The following is an 18,083-nucleotide window of genomic DNA, read 5'->3' on the forward strand; positions in this document are numbered from 1 at the left end:
AGATGGGGTCATGACGGATGCATCGCCCCTCCCCTCGTTCGACGACCTCCGCGAACGCGCCGTCGTCGTCGCACTCCCCCTGCGCGTCCGCTTCCGTGGCCTGGACGTGCGCGAGGCGATGCTGATCGAGGGAACCGCCGGCTGGGCGGAGTTCTCGCCCTTCGCCGAGTACGACGACGACGAGGCCGCGACCTGGCTCGAGGCGGCGCTCGACTACGGCTGGAACGAGCCGCCCGCCCCGCGTCGGGCCGAGATCTTGGTCAACGCGACGATCCCGGCCGTGCCCGCGGCATCCGTTCCCGAAGTCCTCGCCCGCTTTCCGGGAATCCGCACCGCCAAGATCAAGGTCTCGGAACCCGGGCAGCGGCTCGCCGACGACGTCGAGCGGGTGCGCGCCGTGCGGCACGAGCTCGGTGCCGAGGGGCGCATCCGCGTGGACGCGAACGGCGGCTGGAACGTCGACGAGGCCGAACACGCCGTGCACTCCCTCGCCGAGTTCGATCTCGAATACATCGAGCAACCGTGCGCCTCGATCGACGAGCTCGTGCAACTGCGCGAGCGCATCCGCTATCTCGACATCCCGATCGCGGCGGACGAGAGTGTGCGCAAGGCCGAGGATCCGGTCGCGGTCGCGCGCGCCGGAGCTGCCGACCTCCTGGTCATCAAGGCCCAGCCGCTCGGCGGCATCCGTCGCGCCCTCGACATCGTCGAGCGAGCGGGGCTACCGGTCGTCGTGTCGAGCGCGCTCGACACCGCGATCGGACTGTCCATGGGCGTCGCCCTCGCTGCGGCCCTCCCCGACCTCGATTACGACTGTGGACTGGGCACGTCCGCACTCTTCGAGACGGATGTCGCGACCCTCCCGATGCGCGATGGCGCGATCGCCGTGGGGCGCATCCGTCCCGACGCCGACGCGCTCGAGCGGCTGGCGGCGGCACCCGAGCGGCGCGACTGGTGGCTCGAGCGTCTCGAACGGTGCCTCGCGACGCTCAGGACTCGTCGGGAGCGATGATGAGTTGCGCCACCTTGGCCAGCTCGGCACTCGTGTGTCGGCACAACCGCTCGTAGTCGAGACCGGTCATGACGGAACGCACCGAGGCACTCTCCCACGCCATGAGCATGAGCCGTGCCGCCTCGTCCGCCGGTACCCGCAGCACGAGTCGACGCGCACGCACGATGTCGGCCACGATCTGCGCGACGCTCGCGACCATCTCGGCCTCCTGGGCCAGGTAGGCGTCGGCGAGCGCGCGATTGCGGAGCGCGTGGATGCGGATCTCACTCATGAGCAGCACACCGAGCCGATCGTCGTTCGAGACGTCGAGCACACCCTGGATGATCGAGAAGGCGTCCGTGGAGACCGCAGACGGGGCGTGCGCGCTCTCGAGCTCGCCCACCCGCGCACGTACCGCGGCGACGCGCTCGCGCGCGACGCGTCCCGCGAGCTCGAGGAAGAGCTCCTCCTTGGACTCGAAGTTGGAGTAGAAGGCGCCACGGGTGTAGCCCGCGCGTTCGCAGACGGCCTCGACGGATGCCGCGTCCAGGCCCACTTCGGCGAACACCTGCGCCGCCGCGTCGAGCAGCCGCTGCCGGGTCGCTTCTCTTCGGCGCGTGGTCGCCACCGCATCACCCATGCGCGCTCCCTTCGAGAATCCTCACACCCGCCCCACAGCCTTGCATCCGCGAGAGCAATTACGATACACCTATGTATCGGATACATCGGCGTATCGATATGACCGTTCGAACGCCCTGGAGGCCGTGTGTCCACTCTGCTCTATTCGCTGGGACGCTGGTCGTACCGTCACGGCTGGCGGGTGCTGATCACGTGGCTTCTGCTGCTCGGCATCGGCGGCGCCGGGGCCATCCTGCTCGGCCAGGGCACCGATAACACCTTCTCGATCCCCGGGACCGAGGCGCAAGAGGGCCTCGCGCAACTGAGCCGCACGTTCCCCCAGGCGAGCGGCACGAGCGCGCAGTTCATCGTCGTGGCGGCGGACGGCGACCGCGTCGACCAGGCCCCGTATCTCGACGACATCAAGGCCTCCATCACCCAGCTCGAAGACGTCGACGGCGTGCTCGCCGTCACCGATCCTTTCAACGAGGCCGTTTCGGGACTCGTCACCGAGAACGCGTCGGCGGCGATCGTGCGGCTGCAGTTCAACGGTCAGGCGACGGATGTCTCGGCCCAAACGCGCGAAGAACTCACCAACGTCGTCGCCGATCTGCGCGACGAACTTCCCGCGGGCTCCGAGGCCGAACTGGGCGGGGACCTGTTCTCGACCTCCGTGCCGGGGGTGACGATCACCGAGGCCGTCGGCATCCTGATCGCCCTGCTCGTGCTGATCGTGACGTTCCGGTCATTCCTGGTCGCCGGACTTCCCCTCGTCACCGCCCTGATCGGCGTGGCCCTGTCGATGGCGTTGATCCTGTTCGCCACGGTCTTCACGACCATCTCGTCGACGACCCCTCTCCTCGCCCTGATGCTCGGGCTCGCCGTGGGTATCGACTACGCGCTCTTCATCGTCGCGCGACATCAAGACCAGGTGCGGTCGGGGATCGATCCCGAAGAATCGGTGGCGCGCGCGACGGGCACGGCCGGTTCTGCCGTCGTCTTCGCCGGCATCACGGTGCTCATCGCCCTGATCGGCCTGTCGTTCGCGAACATTCCGTTCCTCACGACGATGGGGATCGCGGCCGCCGTCGCCGTGGCCATCGCGGTGCTCGTCGCCCTGACGCTGACCCCCGCCCTGCTGGGCTTCGTCCGGGGTCGTGTGCGCGGACGGATGCCCCGGGTCCGCGCACCGCGCGCACGCCGGTCGGGCCCGGCCCGCGTGCCCCGTGGATTCGCGCAGCGTTGGGTCGGCGGCGTGACGCGGCATCCGATCATCACGACCGTAGCGCTGATCGTGGGCCTCGGCATCACCGCGATCCCCGCGACGCAGCTCGCGCTCGCGCTCCCGAACGCCGGGATGCTGCCGGAGTCGTCCGAGGCACGCAAGAGCTACGACCTGATCGCCGAGGAGTTCGGGCCGGGGTTCAACGGCCCGCTGATCATGACGGGCACGATCGTCACCTCGACCGACCCCGTCGCCCTGATGAAGGACCTCGCCGCCGAGATCGAGAAGATCCCCGGGGTCGACACGATCGCGCTCGCGACCCCCAACCAAACGGCCGATACGGGCATCATCCAGATCATCCCGACCACGGCACCGGATGACCCGGCAACCGCACAGCTCGTACGCGACCTGCGCGCACAGCACGACCACCTGCTGGAGACGTACGGTGTCGACCTCAAGGTCACCGGGTTCACCGCCGTCGCGATCGACATCTCGGATCGACTCGGTTCGGCGCTGCTCCCCTTCGCGCTCTTCGTCGTCGGGCTCTCGTTCATCCTGCTGATGCTCGTGTTCCGCTCGATCGCCGTGCCGCTCACGGCGGCGCTCGGGTACCTGCTCTCGGTCGCCGCCGCCTTCGGCATCGTCGCGGCCGTGTTCGAGTGGGGCTGGTTCGCCGATCTGCTGCACATCACCCGCACGGGACCCGTGATCAGCTTCATGCCCATCGTGCTGATGGGCGTGCTGTTCGGGCTCGCGATGGACTACCAGGTGTTCCTCGTGACCCGCATGCGCGAAGACTTCGTGCACGCCTCGCGCGAGCGGCGTGGACGCGCCGACCGGGCGACCGCGATCGCCGCCGTCCGCTCGGGATTCACCGCGTCCGCACGAGTCGTGACCGCGGCCGGCCTGATCATGTTCGCCGTCTTCGCCGCGTTCGTGCCCGAGGGTGACACCTCGATCAAGCCGATCGCGCTCGGGCTCGCCGCGGGTATCGCGATCGACGCGTTCCTCGTGCGCATGACGCTGATCCCCGCCGTCATGACACTGCTGGGCGACAAGGCCTGGTGGATTCCGCGCTGGCTCGACCGTGCTCTGCCGCACATCGACATCGAGGGCGACGCCGTGCGTCGCGAGATCGCCTACGCGGACTGGCCCGAGCCCGAGACGACCGCCGTCGCCGTCGCCGAGGACCTCTCGCTCGTCGAGGAGGACCGCGTCCTGTTCGCGGGTGTCGACCTGCGCCTCGAGCCCGGCCAGACCCTCGTGGTGTCGTCGACCGAGCCGATCGCCGCGCGCAGCGTGCTGCTCACGATCGCCGGACGCCTCGCGCCGAGCGACGGGCTCCTCAAGGTGTGCGGGCACCTCCTGCCCGGACGGAGTGCCTGGGTGCGCTCGCACGTGGGCGTCGCGCTCCTCACCGACAGGGATGACCCGCTGGCCGAACTGCGGCGAGCCCTGGCCGGATCGCCGCGCCTCGTCGTGATCGACGGACTCGATGCCGTGATCGGCGATGCCGAACGAGACCAGGCATCCGCCCTCCTGCGTGACGCCGCCGACCGCTCCCCCGACGGACGTCTGACGCTGGTGGTTTCCGCACGGCGCGAACCGGCCGCGCTCGCACTCCTCGCCGAGGCGCGACGCCCCGACGTGACCGGACTGACCCTGACGACGAACGAGGCTCGCACGAGCTCGAACGAGGTGAACGCATGACCCTGCCCATCGAGCGCGCGCGCTCGCGACGCCCCGTGACCTGGCTGACCGTGCTGGGGGTGCTGCTGCTGCCGGCCGTGCTGGGAGGCATCCTCGTCACCGCGCTCTACAACCCGACCGAGCGGCTGAACGAGATGAGCGCCGCCATCGTGAACGACGACGAACCCGTCACCGTCAACGGCCAGTACACGCCCCTCGGACGCCAGCTGTCGGCCGGACTCGTCGAGGGTTCCGATGACCTCGACTCGAACCTCAGCTGGGTGCTCTCGAACGACGAGGATGCGGCGAAGGGCCTCGCCGACGGGACGTACGACGCGGTCGTGACGATCCCGTCCGGGTTCTCGGCCGCGGCGACCTCGTCCGGTCAGGCGCTCGCCGACCCCGCGGCCACCACGCCAGAGAAGGCCGTGATCGAGGTGGCGACGTCATCCGAGTCGCTGCTGGTCGACGACGCGATCACCGCGCAGGTCACGCAGACGGCCGCGACCGTCATGGGCGAGCAGATCTCGACGCTGACGCTCGAGAACGTCTTCCTGAGCTTCACCACGCTGTCCGACCAGATCGGACAGGCGGCGAGCGGCGCCCGGCAGCTCGCCGACGGCGCCACCCAGGCGGCCCAGGGCGGCGCGGCTCTGCCCGGCGGCGCGACCGAGCTCGCCTCGGGCGCCAGCTCGGCATCCACGGGTGCTGCGCAACTCGCGGGTGGCCTCGACACGATCACCGGCGGCATCCGCAGCTCGTCGGGCGGGGCCGCCGGCATCGGCTCGGGGGTGACGCAGATCGCCGACAACCTCGCGGGGACGCAGCTGTCGCAGGCCGCGAACGGGGCCTCGCAGCTCGCCACCGCGGTCGATGGACAGAGCGCCGCGACGACGGCCGCCCTCAGCCAGCTCGTCGCGGACTGCGGGACGTCTGGCGCCTCGGGGGCGTTCTGCACATCGCTGCAGCAGGCTCTCGTGAGCTCGGGCACGACCGACGCGTATGTCGACCAACTCGTGCCCGCAGCCGCCGGCACCGCGGCAGGGGTCGGTCAGATCACCGGCCCGACGTCGCCCGTCGTCCAGGGACTGCGCCAGTCCGCCGCGGGTGCGACGAGCCTGTCGTCCGGACTCAACCAGCTCGCCGACGGCACGACTTCGAGCGCGAACGGTGCGCGCGGGCTCCAGAACGGAACCGCCCAGCTCGCGACCGGGGCCGAACAGCTCGGCGTGGGGGCCCAGTCCCTCGTCGACGGCGTCGGCTCCCTCGCGACCGGAGCGTCATCGCTCGCGGACGGTCTCGACCAGGCGACCGCGGCCCTGCCGACCTACACCGACAGCGAGGCGAAGAGCCTCGCGACCGTCCTGAGCAACCCCGTCGGCACAGAAGGCCTGGGGACGTCGCTGTTCGGCGCATCCGCGATCCCGCTGCTGTCGATGGCGGTGCTGTGGTTCGGCGGTCTCGCGACGTTCGTCGCCCTGCGCGCCGCGACCGGCCGCGCCCTCGCCGCACGCGAGTCCTCGCTGCGTCTGACGCTGCGGGCGTTCCTGCCCGCGGCCCTGCTCGGCGCCGCCCAGGGCCTGCTCGTCGCGATCGTGGTGCAGTTCGCCGCCTCGTACGACGGGGGTCAGTGGTGGACGTTCGCCGCGGTCTCCGTCATCGCGGGCATCGCCTTCGCCGCCGTCAACCAGGCGCTCGTCGCGGTTCTCGGGGGCGCGGGCCGCTGGGTCGCGGCGCTCGTCGGCGTGCTGGCGCTCGCGACCGGCATCGTCTCGACCGTGCCCGGCCCGCTGGCCTCCATCGCAGGGCTGCTCCCGACCGCCCCGGCGTACCACGCGATGGTCGGTGCCCTCACGAGCGCAGGAGGTGTGGCCGCCGGATGCGTCGGCCTCGCCGCGTGGGCCGTGCTGTCGCTGATCGCGAGCATGGTCGTCGTGGCACGCCGTCGATCCACGTCGGCACGAGCCCTGCTGGCGGCGCAGCCGGCCTGACGAGTGCGCGCGCGGCGACCTACGACAGACCGCTGTACGCGTGCAGTCCCTTGAAGAACATGTTCACGATCGTGAAGTTGAACATGACGGCCGCGAAGCCGATGATCGCGAGCCACGCCGAGCGCGTGCCGCGCCAGCCGCGCGTCGCGCGGGCGTGGATGTATCCGGCGTACAGGACCCAGATCACGAAGGTCCAGACTTCCTTCGTGTCGAAGCCCCAGTACCGGCCCCAGGCATCCTGCGCCCAGATCGACCCGGCGATGAGGGTGAACGTCCAGAAGATGAAGCCGACGATCGCGAAGCGGTAGGCGAGGCTCTCGAGGGCATCGGCGGTCGGCAGGGTCCGCAAGAAGCGCGGCGAACGAGCGGATGTCTCGACGGTGCCGTCCGCGACGACCTGGGCCGCCTCGACCGCTCGCCGCTCGCGACGAGCCTGCATGAGCTGCACGACCGACAGCGCGAACGCGAGCGCGAAGAAGGCGGTCCCGAGAGACGCGACGAAGACGTGGATGACGAGCCACACGCTCTTCAGCGGGTCCATCAACGGCACGACCTCGGTGTACAGGCCACCGAGCAGCACACCCGCGAGCAGGATGACGATCAGGCCCGTGATGAAGGTGCCGAGGAATCGCAGGTCGTAGCGGATCAGCACGAGCAGGTACACGGCCACGATCAGCAGGGTTCCCGTCATCGAGAACTCGTACATGTTCGACCACGGCACCCGCTCGGCCGCGATGCCGCGCGTGATGGTGGCACCCAGGTGGAAGAGGAACGCCAGCACGGTCAGGGCCGTGCCGACCCGGGCCCACATCTGGCGGGGCTTCCGCGGGGGCGCCGTCACCGATCCGGTCGGGGCCGAGCCCGCCGGCCGGGCCGGCGCACCGGAACCGAGGCGCGTGCCCGCACCGACCAGCTCGGGCTTCGTCGCGTATTCCGCCACCCCCTGTGCATCGACCGCTGCCGCCGAGCGGCGGGCCAGGTCGAGGGCATAGGCGATGAACGCGAGAGCGTAGATCGCGATGGCCGTCCAGATCAGGAGCACCGAGACGGCGTCCAGTGAGAGCGTTTCGTCGGCGGGCATGGCCTCAGTTTACGTCGGGGGCTGAACACCGAATGCCGCGATGTGCCGATCCGCGACCTGCGTGACGGCACCCCGCAGCGCGGGATCTTCGCCGCGGGCGAGGCCCGCGTACTCGAGGTCGATGAGCGGACCGTCGGCGCTCTCGCGTACGGCCGCTTTCACCCATACGCGTCGACGCGGCACGAACAGCGCCGTGAGCAGACCGAGCAGCGCCAGCACGGCGAACACCAGGACCCACACCGCCGACGGATCGCGGTGCACCTGCAGCGACGCGAAGCGCTTGACCGGGGCATCCGACGCGCTCGTCGCGGACTCGTCCTCGAACGTGACCGTGCCGAGTCCGTTCGGCAGATCGGCCGTCTCGCCCGGACGCAGTTCGATCGAGTCGGTGCCCGTCGATCCGCCCGTGAGTTGGGTCATGTCGCCGACATCGAGCGTGTAGACCGAGCGCGGTGTGCCGTCGTTGATGCCGAGGTCGCCCTGGAAGACGTTGAGGGTGAGCACCGGGTTGATCAGGTCGGGGAAAGTCGACGTGTAGGCCCCCGAGGTGAGCTCGTCCTGCGTCGGGTAGAAGAATCCGATCATGCCGAGCTGCTCGGGGAAGCCATCCGCGACCTTCACCACGCCGAGCGACGTCATGTTCGTGTCCTGGGGCAGGAACGGCTGCGAGTCGCGGTAACGCACGACACCCTCGGCGTCTCGCACGGTGATCGTCGGGGCGTAGCCGTTGCCCAGCAGGTACAGCTTGTCGCCCGCCAGATCGACCGGGTGGTTGACGCGGATGGCGTCCTCGCTCGTCTGGCCGCCGGGCTCGCGCGTCGTGATGACCGCGGCGAAATTGCCAGCCTGACCGACGGCGTTGGTGCCGAAGCCCTGATACGACACCTGGAACTCGTCGAGCGTGACCGCGTAGGGGGCGAGTCCGGTGCCGTCGACGAACCGGCCGGGGTTGAACGACGAGTAGTCGGTCAACGTGTTCACGAACGTCGTCCCCTCGACGACCACGCGCTGCGCCGTGTAGGCGAAGCCGCCGCCGAAACCGACCGCGATCAGCACCCCGACGAGGGCGATGTGGAAGACCAGGTTTCCGGTCTCGCGCAGATATCCACGCTCCGCCGAGACCGACCAGGTGCCCCGGGAATCGTCTCGCTCGACGCGATAGCCGCCGCGCCGCAGCTGGCTGGCGGCGAGCGCGATCGCGTCGGATGCCTGGGCCGAGGCATCCGCTCCGTCCGCGACCTCGACCGTGCGGGTCTCGTAGTCCGCGAGGCGCGAGAGTCGCGCGGGTGTGCGCGGCGGGCGCGACATGAGGGCCTTCGCGTGATGCTTGGCGCGCGGAATGACGCAGCCGATCAGCGACAGGAAGAGCAGCAGGTAGATGGCCGAGAACCAGGGCGACGTGTAGACGTCGAAGAGGCTGAGCCCATCGAGGATGGGCGCGAGATCGGGCTGGTCGGTGTAGTACTGCGTCACACCGTTCGGGTCTGCGCTGCGCTGCGGCACGAGCGACCCGGGGATCGCCGCGACGGCGAGCAGCAGCAGCAGCACCAGCGCCGTGCGCATGCTCGTGACCTGGCGCCACGCCCACCGCAACCATTCGATCGGACCGAGGCGCGGGGCCGAGACATCCGCCGCTCCGTCAGCGTGATCGCTCGGGCGGAGGGGGTCGGATGCCGTCGCTTCCGTTTCAGAGAGGGAGTTCGACACCGCTGATCACCGCCCCGAGTCTCGACATGATCTGACCCCACAGGCCGGTCACCATGAGTACGCCGAGCGCGATGAGCATGATGCCCCCGATGATGTTGACGGCCCGGATGTGCCGGCGCAGGAAGTCGACCGACCGCGTCGCCCATCCCAGGCCGAGCGCGATCAGGATGAACGGGATGCCGAGCCCGGCCGAGTACGCCAGGCCGAGCAGGGCGGCGCGGCCCGGGTCGCCGAGGTTCCACGAGACCGACACGATGGCCGTGAGTGTCGGGCCGATGCACGGGGTCCAGCCGATGCCCATCGCGAGGCCGAGCAGCGGCGCTCCGATCAGCCCGGCGTTTCCGCGCAGCTGCGGACGGAGCGTGCGCTGTGCGACGCCGAACATGCCGATGAACACGAGGCCGAGCAGGATGATGACGACACCCATGATGCGGGTGATGAGGTCGCCGTACTGGATGAAGAATCGGCCGGCCGCGCCGCCGAGGATGGTGACGGTCATGAAGACGACCGTGAACCCCGCGATGAAGAGCAGCACACCGCCGATCAAGCGGCCTCTGCCCGCCCGTGCGCCGCTCGAACCCGCACCGCGCGGTGCGACGGACCCCCCGATGAAGCCCAGGTATCCGGGCACGAGGGGCAGGACGCAGGGCGAGAGGAACGAGACCAGCCCGGCCACCAGGGCGACGGGGATCGCGAGCCACAGGGCGCCATCGACGATCGTGGCCCCGGGATTCACGGGGTCTCCGCATTCATGACGACTCCGCGAGCAGATCCCGCACGAGCGTCGACAGGATCGATTCGCTCTCCAGCTGACCGATGATGCGGGCCGCGACGCGACCCTCGCGGTCGAGAACGAGCGTCGTCGGGGTCGCCTGGATCGGGGTCGCATCGGCGAACGCGAGGCCGACGTTCTTGTCGTTGATGTCGATCACGCTCGGATACGTGACGCCATAGTTGTCGGCGAACGCCAGGGCCGTATCGGCCTGGTCATAGGTGTTGACGCCGAGGAACGAGACATCCTGGCCCTGGTACTCCTGCCAGACGTTCTCGAGCAGCGGCGCCTCGACGCGGCACGGGCCGCACGCGGCGTACCAGAAGTTGACGACCAGCACCTCGCCCGCAGAATCCTTGTTCGAGACCGGATCGCCCAGCTCGGTCACGCCCGCGAACTCGACCGGCTCGCCACGCTCGGCGGCGGGGATCTCGACGACGTCGTAGTCTCCGGCGATGTAGCCCTTGCCGCTGCCCTCGCGATACTCGTCGGCGAGGGTGTCACCGCCGCCCGTGCACGCCGCCAGCGTCACCGCGAGCGCGAGCGCCGCAGCCCCGCCCAGTATCCGTCGCACGTTCATACCGCTCCCACATCCACGGCACCGGCGGTGTTGGCCGGTTCGGCGTAGTCCACCTCGCGCCAGACATCGCCGACTCGTTCGAAGCTCGTCACGCTCGACAGCGCGCAGCGCCGACGTCGCGGGTCGTGCCGCAGGGGCAGCCCCGCGACCGAGAGGTGCGTGACCCAGATCGGCAGTTGGTGCGACACGATCACGACGTCGCCCCCTTCCACGGCATCCCACGTCTCGTCCATGGCTGAACGCATCCGCTCGACGACTTCGACGTAGGGCTCGCCCCAGCTGGGAATCTCGGGCCGGCGCAGGTACCGCCAGTTGGCGGGGTTGGCGAGCGCCTGCTTCATGCGGCGCCCCTCGAAGACGTTGGTGGGCTCGATCACCCGCTCATCGACGAGCGGGTCGAAGCCGAACAGCTCGGTGAACGGAATCGACGACTCCCGCGCACGCTGCAATGGTGAGCAGATGAGGGATGCCAGGGGTCGGTCGAGATCCTTGACGTAGCGCGCCGCATCAGCGGCCATCCGGCGACCGTCGGCGCTCAGCCCGAACCCCGGAAGACGCCCATAGAGCACGCGCGTGGGGTTGTGCACCTCGCCGTGACGCACGAGGTGGAGGCGGTCGGCGGGCACCCGTTCAGTCTACGTGGGGCTGTTCTGTACGGACTCTGTGCGGATCTTATGAGCGGCACGGAGGGACCGGATCCGGACGTACAGGAACCAGGCGACGCCGATGCCGACGGCGGCGATCACCACATATTGCAGGATGCCGGTGTACTCCTCGACGATCGGCCACGCCTCGCCGAGATAGAAGCCGGCGAGAACGAAGATCGTGTTCCAGATCAGGCTGCCCGCAGCGGTGAGCAGGCCGAACTTCCAGAGCGGCATGCGCGTGACCCCCGCGGGGATCGAGATCAGGCTCCGGAAGATCGGGATCATCCGTCCGAAGAAAACCGCCTTGCCGCCGTGTCGACGGAACCATTCGACGGTGCGGTCGATGTCTTCCGGGTGCAGCAAGGGCACCTTCGCGGCGATCCATCGCAGGCGCGGCAGGCCCAGCACGGCTCCGATGCCGTAGAGCAGGAATGCACCGACGATCGATCCGAGGGTCGTCCAGATCAGCGCCTCGGCGAGGGTGAACGTGCCGCGGCTGGCGGTCAGCCCCGCCATCGGGAGGATGACCTCGCTCGGCAGCGGCGGAAAGACGTTCTCGAGGGCGATGGCGATGCCGGCGCCGATCGGACCGATGACCTCCATGAGCGACACCGACCAGTCGACGAGGGCGGTGAGCCACGAGCCGTCCGAGACGTGGGCTGCGGGGGTCGTTGCTGCGGCGGTGATTGCGGTCATCGGGTGCCTTCGCGCTCGGTGATCGTGCTCGGTCGGGGGTGGGTCATATCCAGGTTATGGGCCGCGGATGTCTGGATTCTGTGAGCGAGACTCCGGTCGTCGAGCGAGTCGAAGGCGAGTCGAAACGACGACCCCAAATCACTCCTCGAACATGAGAACTATTTCATTTCTGATCAGCCTAAAACACCCTCTCAATGTCGGTGGCCCTCGGCAGGATTGAGGTATGAAAAGCCTCGTCGACACGCTGTGCGAACTGGTCGCGCAGGTCGGCGAGGTCGTTGATGCGGTGCACCGCGAGGGGCTCGTGGCCGCGGCAACCGATGCCGATCAGGCCGTCGCGCTCGAGCTGCTCGGGCGGCTCGGACGCCGTGTCGATGCCGTGGCGATCGAAGTCGTATCTGAGGTCACGACGCGCTCCGAATCGGTGGTGCGCGAAGAGCGGTTGACTGCGCGACTCGGGTGCCGGAGCGTGAGCGAGTTCGTGCAACGCACGACGCGGCTGGGCCCGCAGACCGTTGGTCGCCTGGAGCGCGCGGCGCGGGCCACGCGTCGGGGGCGCTCGGTGTTCTCGGGTGAGCTCGAACCCGCCGCTCTTCCCGCGATGCGCGAGGCGCTGTTGGATGGCGAGGTCGGGCTCGATGGAGTCTTGGCCGTGGCCGAACCGCTCTCGTCGCTGGTGTCAGGGGTGTCGCGCGAGGCGCTGCTGGTGGCCGATCAGGTGCTCGCCGCCGGGGCCCGCGGCGAGGGGCCCGATGGCGCCCCTCCCCTGTGCGCCGACCTGCTCAAGGTGCAGGCGCGGGTATGGGCGGTCGTGCTCGACCAGGACGGCGCCGAGCCGCGCGAACGCCAGGCGCTGCTGAAGCGTGCGCTGACACTGGGGCCGGCACGCGACGGGCTCGTCCCGATCCAGGGTCGACTGCTGCCCGAGGTCGCCGCGCAGTTGCAGCGCATCTTCGACGCCTCGCTGTCGCCGAAGGTCGCGGGCGATGGCGTGCGGTTCGTCGAAGCGGATGCCTCGGATGCTCCCGCGCCTCACGATGATCGGCGGCGACCCCAGCAGCAACACGACGCGTTCGCCGGTGCGCTCGCGGCCGCGGCCGTGAGCGGCGAGCTGCCGACGATCGGCGGCGCGGCCCCCACCCTGGTGGTCTCGGTCCGGTCGGAAGACCTCGAGTCCGGCCACGGCTGGGCACACACCGAGGGCACCGTCGAGCCCCTCTCGCTCACCGCGGCCCGGCACGTCGGGTGCGCGGGCGTGGTGCAGCGCGTAACCCTCGGCGACAACGGTCGCATCCTGCGCCTTGGCACGGAAGAGCGTGTGTTCAACCGCTACCAGCGCCGCGCGATCGCGTTGCGGGACGGCGGATGCATCATCCCCGGCTGCGGAGTGCCCGCCGGGTGGTGCGAAATCCATCACGTGACGGGTCATGCGCTCGGCGGTCCCACTCATACAGACAACGGTGTGCTGCTCTGTTGGTATCACCACAGATTCATCGACCGAAACGGCTGGTCGATCCGCATGAACCGGGGCGTACCCGAAGTCCGCGCACCTTCCTGGATCGATGCCCGGATGCTGTGGCGCCCGGTCACCCGCTCCCCCACAAGGTTGCGCGATCGGATCGTCCGGCAGACATGATGATGCAGTGACCGAGCCCATCGACCTGACGTTCCCCTTTGCGGGTCGTTGGATCGTGCAGAACAGTCCTGCCACGAGGGTGCCCAGTCACGGCACGCCCTTGTTCGCCAGTTCTTACGCGACCGACTTCGTGCCAGTCGACGACACCGGACCGAGCCCGACCACGCGGCCCATCGCGGCCTGCCCTCTCTCGGCTATGCCCTGACGCAGCGGCGTCGGGTCAACGCGGGATGGATCGGACTCGCCGGTAAGACGTCCGCCGCGCCCGCGCCGTGCCGCTGACCTTTCATGGCGCCCTCCCACGTAACGGCCAGGTCGTGACCGCGGGCCACCATGTCACACCCCCGTAGACTGGACCCTCGTGAGTCAACGCGTACTGGTCAACCAGCTTCAGGGTCTGCCCGACGGCACCGTTTCGGTCTCGGGATGGGTCGAGACCGTCCGCGACCAGAAGAAGGTGCAGTTCGTCATCCTGCGTGACGAGACCGGCGCCGTGCAGCTCGTGAACCCGGCGACGCGCGAGCTCGCCGAAGACGCCGCACCCGAGGCATCCGCTGCCCTCGCCCTCACCGAGACGATCTCGGGACTCGCGACGGGCACCTTCCTGACCGCCACGGGCGAACTCAAGCACGACGAGCGCGTCAAGCTCGGCGGCGTCGAGATCAAGCTCGCGACCCTCGACATCGCCGCGGCCGCCAACCCCGAGACCCCGATCGCGGCCGACTCGAGCGTCGACAAGCGCATGGACTGGCGCTTCCTCGACCTGCGCCAGCGGCGCAACAACCTCATCTTCCGCGTGCAGACCACCCTCGAGCACGCGATGCGCACCTACTGGATCGAACGCGACTACATCGAGATCCACTCCCCCAAGCTCATGGCGAGCCCGTCCGAGTCGAACGCCGAGCTGTTCTCGCTCGACTACTTCGAAGACAAGACGGCCTACCTCGCCCAGAGCCCCCAGTTCTTCAAACAGATGGCGCAGTCCGCCGGCTTCGGCAAGATCTTCGAGATCGCCCCGGCCTTCCGCGCCGACCCGTCGTTCACGAGCCGCCACGCGACCGAGTTCACGTCGATCGACGCCGAGATCAGCTGGATCGACTCGCACGAAGACGTCGCACGGATGCAGGAAGAGCTGCTGCAGTTCGCCTTCCAGGCCGTGAAAGACAAGCACGGCGCCGAGATCGAAGAGCTCTTCGGCGTCGAGGTGCAGGTTCCGGCCATCCCGTTCCCCCGCGTCCCGCTCGCCGAGGCGCTCGAGATCGTCAAGGCCCGCGGCTACGAGGTTCCGCGCACCGACGGCGACCTCGACCCCGAGGGCGAGCGCCAGATCGCCGCGTGGGCGCAGGACACCTTCGGGCACCAGTTCGTGTTCGTCACCGACTACCACCCGCAGATCCGCGCTTTCTACCACATGCGCGACGAAGAGACCGGGCTGACCAAGTCGTACGACCTGCTGTTCAACGGCGTCGAGATCACGACGGGTGCACAGCGCGAGCACCGCGTCGACATCCTGATCGAACAGGCGAAGGAGAAGGGTCTCGACCCCGAGCACCTCGACTTCTACCTCGACTTCTTCCGCTACGGCGCCCCGCCGCACGGCGGCTTCGGCATGGGCCTCGCCCGCGTCCTGATGCTGCTGCTCGGCGAATCGTCGATCCGCGAGGTCACGTACCTCTTCCGGGGCCCGACGCGCCTCGCGCCGTAGGAGCGCGGGAGGGTTCGTGACCCGACCACCGAGCCGCGTCCGGATCCGGGCGGCCGATCTGACGACGCAAGACGCGTTCACCGTCGGTCGACTCGTGCGCGCCTACCTGGTGCAGACGGAGCAGGAGAAGGCCGAGCGCGGACTCGCCGAGATGCCCGGCACCCTCGGCCTCCCCGATACCTATCTCCCCGAGGTCACCGAAACTGCTCGGGCCTATGACGGATACCTTGCGCTGCTGGCGGAGATCGACGGGACCGCAAGCGGAGTGGCCGTCGTGCGGCCTGACGCCCCGACTGCCGAGATCAAGCGCCTGTGGGCCGACCCCGAGATGCGCGGCCTCGGCATCGGCGCTGCGCTCCTGGATGCGGCGATCGCCGCGTGCCCGGAGTCCGTTCGCCTGTCGGTCTGGGACTGGCGCCGACCGGCGATCGGCCTGTATGAGTCGCGTGGATTCGAGCGGGTGGAACCGTGGGACCCGCGCCCACGACTGATCTGCCTGCAGCGCGCGCGTTAGCCACCGTCCCCCCGCCATCCAATCCTCACCTGCCGTTCACCTGGAACCGCTCCCTATGTAACCGGCGGTTCCTAGCGTTCCTCCCGTCCCCCCGATTCGGCGCCCTACCCGAGCGCCCGGGAACACCGAGAGGAATACACACGCATGTCATCAATCTCCCCGCGGCGTATGCGCCGCGTGCTCGTCGCAGGAACCGCGGCTCTCAGCGCCGCCCTGCTGCTGTCGTCCTGCGCCGGCGGATCCGGCTCCGGCACCGACTCGTCCGCCGGTGGCGTCGACGCGGCCACGGCGACGAGCCTGGCCGACTTCGGCACGATGGAGGAGCTCGAGGCGGCCGCCATCGCCGAGGGCCAGCTCAACGTCATCGCACTTCCCCGCGACTGGGCGAACTACGGTGAGATCCTCGACCTGTTCGCCGAGAAGTACCCCGAGATCACGATCAACGAGCAGTCGCCGGATGTCTCGAGTGCCGAAGAGATCCAGGCTGCCGAGACCAACAAGGGCCTCGACACCGCGCCCGATGTGTTCGACATCGGCCTGACCGTCGCCCTCCAGAACACGGATGCCTTCGCCCCGTACAAGGTCGAGACGTGGGACGACATCCCCGACGCCCTCAAGGAGTCGACGGGCCTGTTCGTCGGCGACTACGGCGGATACATGTCGGTCGGCTACGACTCGTCCAAGTTCGACGCGCCCGAGCAGATCAGTGACCTGCTGGGCTCGGACTACAAGGGCTCGGTCGCCATCAACGGTGACCCGACGCAGGCGGGCGCGGCATTCGCCGCCGTGGGCCTCGCGACGGTGCAGAACGACGGCACGCTGGACGACTTCCAGCCGGGCATCGACTTCTTCTCCGAGCTGAACGCAGCGGGCAACATGCTCAAGCTCGACGTCACCACCGCCACGATCGCGAGCGGCGAGACCCCGGTCGTCTTCGACTGGGACTACCTCAACGCCTCGCACAAGGCCGACAACCCCGCCTGGGAGGTCGTCATCTTCCCCGGAACAGGCTACGCGGGCTACTACAACCAGGCCATCAACGTCGACGCACCCAACCCGGCCGCAGCTCGCCTGTGGCAGGAGTTCCTCTACAGCGACGAGGTGCAGAACCTGTGGCTGAAGGGCGGCGCTCGCCCGGTGCGCATGGAGGCCATGATCGAGGCCGGCACGATCGACCAGAAGCTGGCCGACGCGCTGCCCGAGGCACCCGCCGACACGGTCGTCCCGACCGAAGAGCAGAGCACGAAGGCGGGCACCCTGCTCGGCGAGAAGTGGGCCGCGGCGGTCCAGTGACCTCTCTCGAAGCGACCATCGCCCCCGCAACGGGGTTGGCGGACGCCGCCGCCGGGTCGGAGCCTCTCGCTCCGGCCCGGCGGCGGGCCGCCCGCGGCAGCTGGGCCTGGCTCGGCCTGACACCGTTCGCGGTCTACGTCCTGGTCTTTCTCGCCCTGCCGACCGTGCTCGCGATCGGATCGGGGCTCTTCGACTCCGACGGCGCCTTCACCTTCGACAACCTGGCCGCCCTCGGGGACCCGGTGATCCTGCAGACGTTCTGGAACTCGACCTGGCTGTCGCTCCTCACGGCTGTCATCGGCGCGGTGCTCGGCGCCCTCGTCTGCTATGCGATGCTCGGTCTGAACGAGACCAGCGGCGTGCGTACGACGGTGGATGCGGCATCCGGCGTGCTCGCCCAGTTCGGCGGTGTCATGCTCGCCTTCGCCTTCATCGCGACGATCGGCACGCAGGGCGTCATCACCCAATTCGTGCTGGGCGCGACGGGCATCAACCTGGCCGAGGGCGGATGGCTGTATGCCCTGCCCGGGCTGATCCTCCCCTACGTCTACTTTCAGGTGCCGCTCATGGTCATCACGTTCATGCCCGCCCTGTCGGCCCTCAAGCCGCAGTGGGCCGAGGCCAACCTCACGCTCGGCGGCACCCGCCTGAGCTTCTGGACCACGATCGGAATCCCCGTGCTCGCCCCCTCGTTCCTCGCGAGCCTGCTGCTGCTGTTCGCCAACGCGTTCTCGTCGTACGCGACGGCCGCGGCCCTCGCCAGCCAGGGGTCGCAGATCGTGCCCCTCGGCATCCGTACCGCGCTCACGAGCGAGACCGTGCTCGGCCGCGAGAACCTCGCCGGGGCGCTCGCCCTCGGCATGATCGTGATCGTCGGGATCGTGATGTGGGCCTACTCCGTCGTCCAGAGTCGCGCCGCGCGGTGGCAAGCATGAGCG

The 18,083-nt window shown here is 69.2% G+C and carries 15 protein-coding genes and 1 pseudogene; 9 read left to right on the forward strand and 7 right to left on the reverse strand.

Annotation, left to right across the window (positions count from 1 at the left end; translation table 11 throughout):
- The first annotated feature begins 10 nt into the window (after positions 1 to 10).
- The gene (locus tag CGU35_RS12860; RefSeq protein ID WP_100811984.1) at positions 11 to 1,012 is read left to right on the forward strand and encodes an o-succinylbenzoate synthase; all 1,002 of its coding nucleotides are present in this window, start codon (positions 11 to 13) and stop codon (positions 1,010 to 1,012) included.
- Here the strand turns inward: CGU35_RS12860 and CGU35_RS12865 are convergent.
- Positions 990 to 1,631 (reverse strand): TetR/AcrR family transcriptional regulator, encoded by a 642-nt coding sequence (locus tag CGU35_RS12865; protein ID WP_100811985.1) that lies wholly within the window; start codon positions 1,629 to 1,631, stop codon positions 990 to 992. The genes CGU35_RS12860 and CGU35_RS12865 overlap by 23 nt on opposite strands.
- Positions 1,632 to 1,757: 126 nt before the next feature.
- Between CGU35_RS12865 and CGU35_RS12870 the strand changes: the two genes are divergently transcribed.
- On the forward strand, positions 1,758 to 4,544 hold the full coding sequence (locus CGU35_RS12870; protein ID WP_100811986.1) for an efflux RND transporter permease subunit: 2,787 nt from the start codon (positions 1,758 to 1,760) through the stop codon (positions 4,542 to 4,544).
- Positions 4,541 to 6,514, forward strand: coding sequence for a YhgE/Pip domain-containing protein (locus CGU35_RS12875; protein WP_100811987.1), 1,974 nt, complete (start codon positions 4,541 to 4,543; stop codon positions 6,512 to 6,514). The genes CGU35_RS12870 and CGU35_RS12875 overlap by 4 nt, the downstream gene beginning before the upstream one ends.
- Before the next feature lie 19 nt (positions 6,515 to 6,533).
- Here CGU35_RS12875 and ccsB read toward each other — a convergent pair whose 3' ends face one another.
- From ccsB to CGU35_RS12905, 6 genes are read right to left on the reverse strand one after another with little or no spacing between them, the layout of a single operon-like run.
- Complete coding sequence (gene ccsB / locus CGU35_RS12880) at positions 6,534 to 7,595, reverse strand: c-type cytochrome biogenesis protein CcsB (RefSeq protein WP_100811988.1); 1,062 nt, start codon at positions 7,593 to 7,595, stop codon at positions 6,534 to 6,536.
- Positions 7,596 to 7,604: 9 nt separating this feature from the next.
- Positions 7,605 to 9,302: a cytochrome c biogenesis protein ResB gene (gene resB, locus CGU35_RS12885; RefSeq protein WP_100811989.1), complete on the reverse strand. Its 1,698-nt coding sequence runs from the start codon at positions 9,300 to 9,302 to the stop codon at positions 7,605 to 7,607.
- Positions 9,283 to 10,038 carry a cytochrome c biogenesis CcdA family protein gene (locus CGU35_RS12890; protein ID WP_100811990.1) on the reverse strand — a complete coding sequence of 252 codons (756 nt, stop codon included), beginning with the start codon at positions 10,036 to 10,038 and terminating at the stop codon, positions 9,283 to 9,285. Before CGU35_RS12890 ends, resB begins: the two co-directional genes overlap by 20 nt.
- A 13-nt stretch (positions 10,039 to 10,051) precedes the next feature.
- Complete coding sequence (locus CGU35_RS12895; RefSeq protein WP_100811991.1) at positions 10,052 to 10,654, reverse strand: TlpA family protein disulfide reductase; 603 nt, start codon at positions 10,652 to 10,654, stop codon at positions 10,052 to 10,054.
- Positions 10,651 to 11,280, reverse strand: coding sequence for a histidine phosphatase family protein (locus CGU35_RS12900; protein ID WP_100811992.1), 630 nt, complete (start codon positions 11,278 to 11,280; stop codon positions 10,651 to 10,653). The genes CGU35_RS12895 and CGU35_RS12900 overlap by 4 nt, the downstream gene beginning before the upstream one ends.
- Before the next feature lie 9 nt (positions 11,281 to 11,289).
- Positions 11,290 to 11,997, reverse strand: coding sequence for a DedA family protein (locus CGU35_RS12905; RefSeq protein ID WP_100811993.1), 708 nt, complete (start codon positions 11,995 to 11,997; stop codon positions 11,290 to 11,292).
- 223 nt (positions 11,998 to 12,220) lie between these two features.
- On the opposite strand from CGU35_RS12905, the gene CGU35_RS12910 reads away from it, so the two are divergent.
- From CGU35_RS12910 to CGU35_RS12935, 6 genes and pseudogenes are all read left to right on the forward strand, one after another.
- Positions 12,221 to 13,633: an HNH endonuclease signature motif containing protein gene (locus CGU35_RS12910; protein WP_100811994.1), complete on the forward strand. Its 1,413-nt coding sequence runs from the start codon at positions 12,221 to 12,223 to the stop codon at positions 13,631 to 13,633.
- Between the two features lie 7 nt (positions 13,634 to 13,640).
- Positions 13,641 to 13,882: pseudogene (locus CGU35_RS18830) on the forward strand (M23 family peptidase); the annotation flags it as partial.
- Positions 13,883 to 13,994: 112 nt separating this feature from the next.
- Positions 13,995 to 15,338: an aspartate--tRNA(Asn) ligase gene (gene aspS, locus CGU35_RS12920; RefSeq protein ID WP_100811995.1), complete on the forward strand. Its 1,344-nt coding sequence runs from the start codon at positions 13,995 to 13,997 to the stop codon at positions 15,336 to 15,338.
- Between the two features lie 16 nt (positions 15,339 to 15,354).
- Positions 15,355 to 15,852, forward strand: coding sequence for a GNAT family N-acetyltransferase (locus CGU35_RS12925; protein ID WP_198519589.1), 498 nt, complete (start codon positions 15,355 to 15,357; stop codon positions 15,850 to 15,852).
- Positions 15,853 to 15,996: 144 nt separating this feature from the next.
- Positions 15,997 to 17,145 (forward strand): ABC transporter substrate-binding protein, encoded by a 1,149-nt coding sequence (locus CGU35_RS12930; protein WP_100811996.1) that lies wholly within the window; start codon positions 15,997 to 15,999, stop codon positions 17,143 to 17,145.
- Positions 17,142 to 18,080, forward strand: a complete 939-nt coding sequence (locus CGU35_RS12935) for an ABC transporter permease (protein WP_442923058.1) — start codon at positions 17,142 to 17,144, stop codon at positions 18,078 to 18,080. Before CGU35_RS12930 ends, CGU35_RS12935 begins: the two co-directional genes overlap by 4 nt.
- Positions 18,081 to 18,083: the final 3 nt, after the last annotated feature.

Source organism: Microbacterium sp. BR1, from assembly GCF_002812725.1.
GTDB lineage: Bacteria > Actinomycetota > Actinomycetes > Actinomycetales > Microbacteriaceae > Microbacterium.

Excerpts from the sequence above, each read along its gene's own strand:
- CGU35_RS12860 (WP_100811984.1), top strand. The coding sequence starts at position 11 with ATGACGGATGCATCGCCCCTCCCCTCGTTCGACGACCTCCGCGAACGC.
- CGU35_RS12865 (WP_100811985.1), bottom strand. The coding sequence starts at position 1,631 with ATGGGTGATGCGGTGGCGACCACGCGCCGAAGAGAAGCGACCCGGCAG.
- CGU35_RS12875 (WP_100811987.1), top strand. The coding sequence starts at position 4,541 with ATGACCCTGCCCATCGAGCGCGCGCGCTCGCGACGCCCCGTGACCTGG.
- ccsB (WP_100811988.1), bottom strand. The coding sequence starts at position 7,595 with ATGCCCGCCGACGAAACGCTCTCACTGGACGCCGTCTCGGTGCTCCTG.
- CGU35_RS12895 (WP_100811991.1), bottom strand. The coding sequence starts at position 10,654 with ATGAACGTGCGACGGATACTGGGCGGGGCTGCGGCGCTCGCGCTCGCG.
- CGU35_RS12905 (WP_100811993.1), bottom strand. The coding sequence starts at position 11,997 with ATGACCGCAATCACCGCCGCAGCAACGACCCCCGCAGCCCACGTCTCG.
- CGU35_RS12910 (WP_100811994.1), top strand. The coding sequence starts at position 12,221 with ATGAAAAGCCTCGTCGACACGCTGTGCGAACTGGTCGCGCAGGTCGGC.
- CGU35_RS12930 (WP_100811996.1), top strand. The coding sequence starts at position 15,997 with ATGTCATCAATCTCCCCGCGGCGTATGCGCCGCGTGCTCGTCGCAGGA.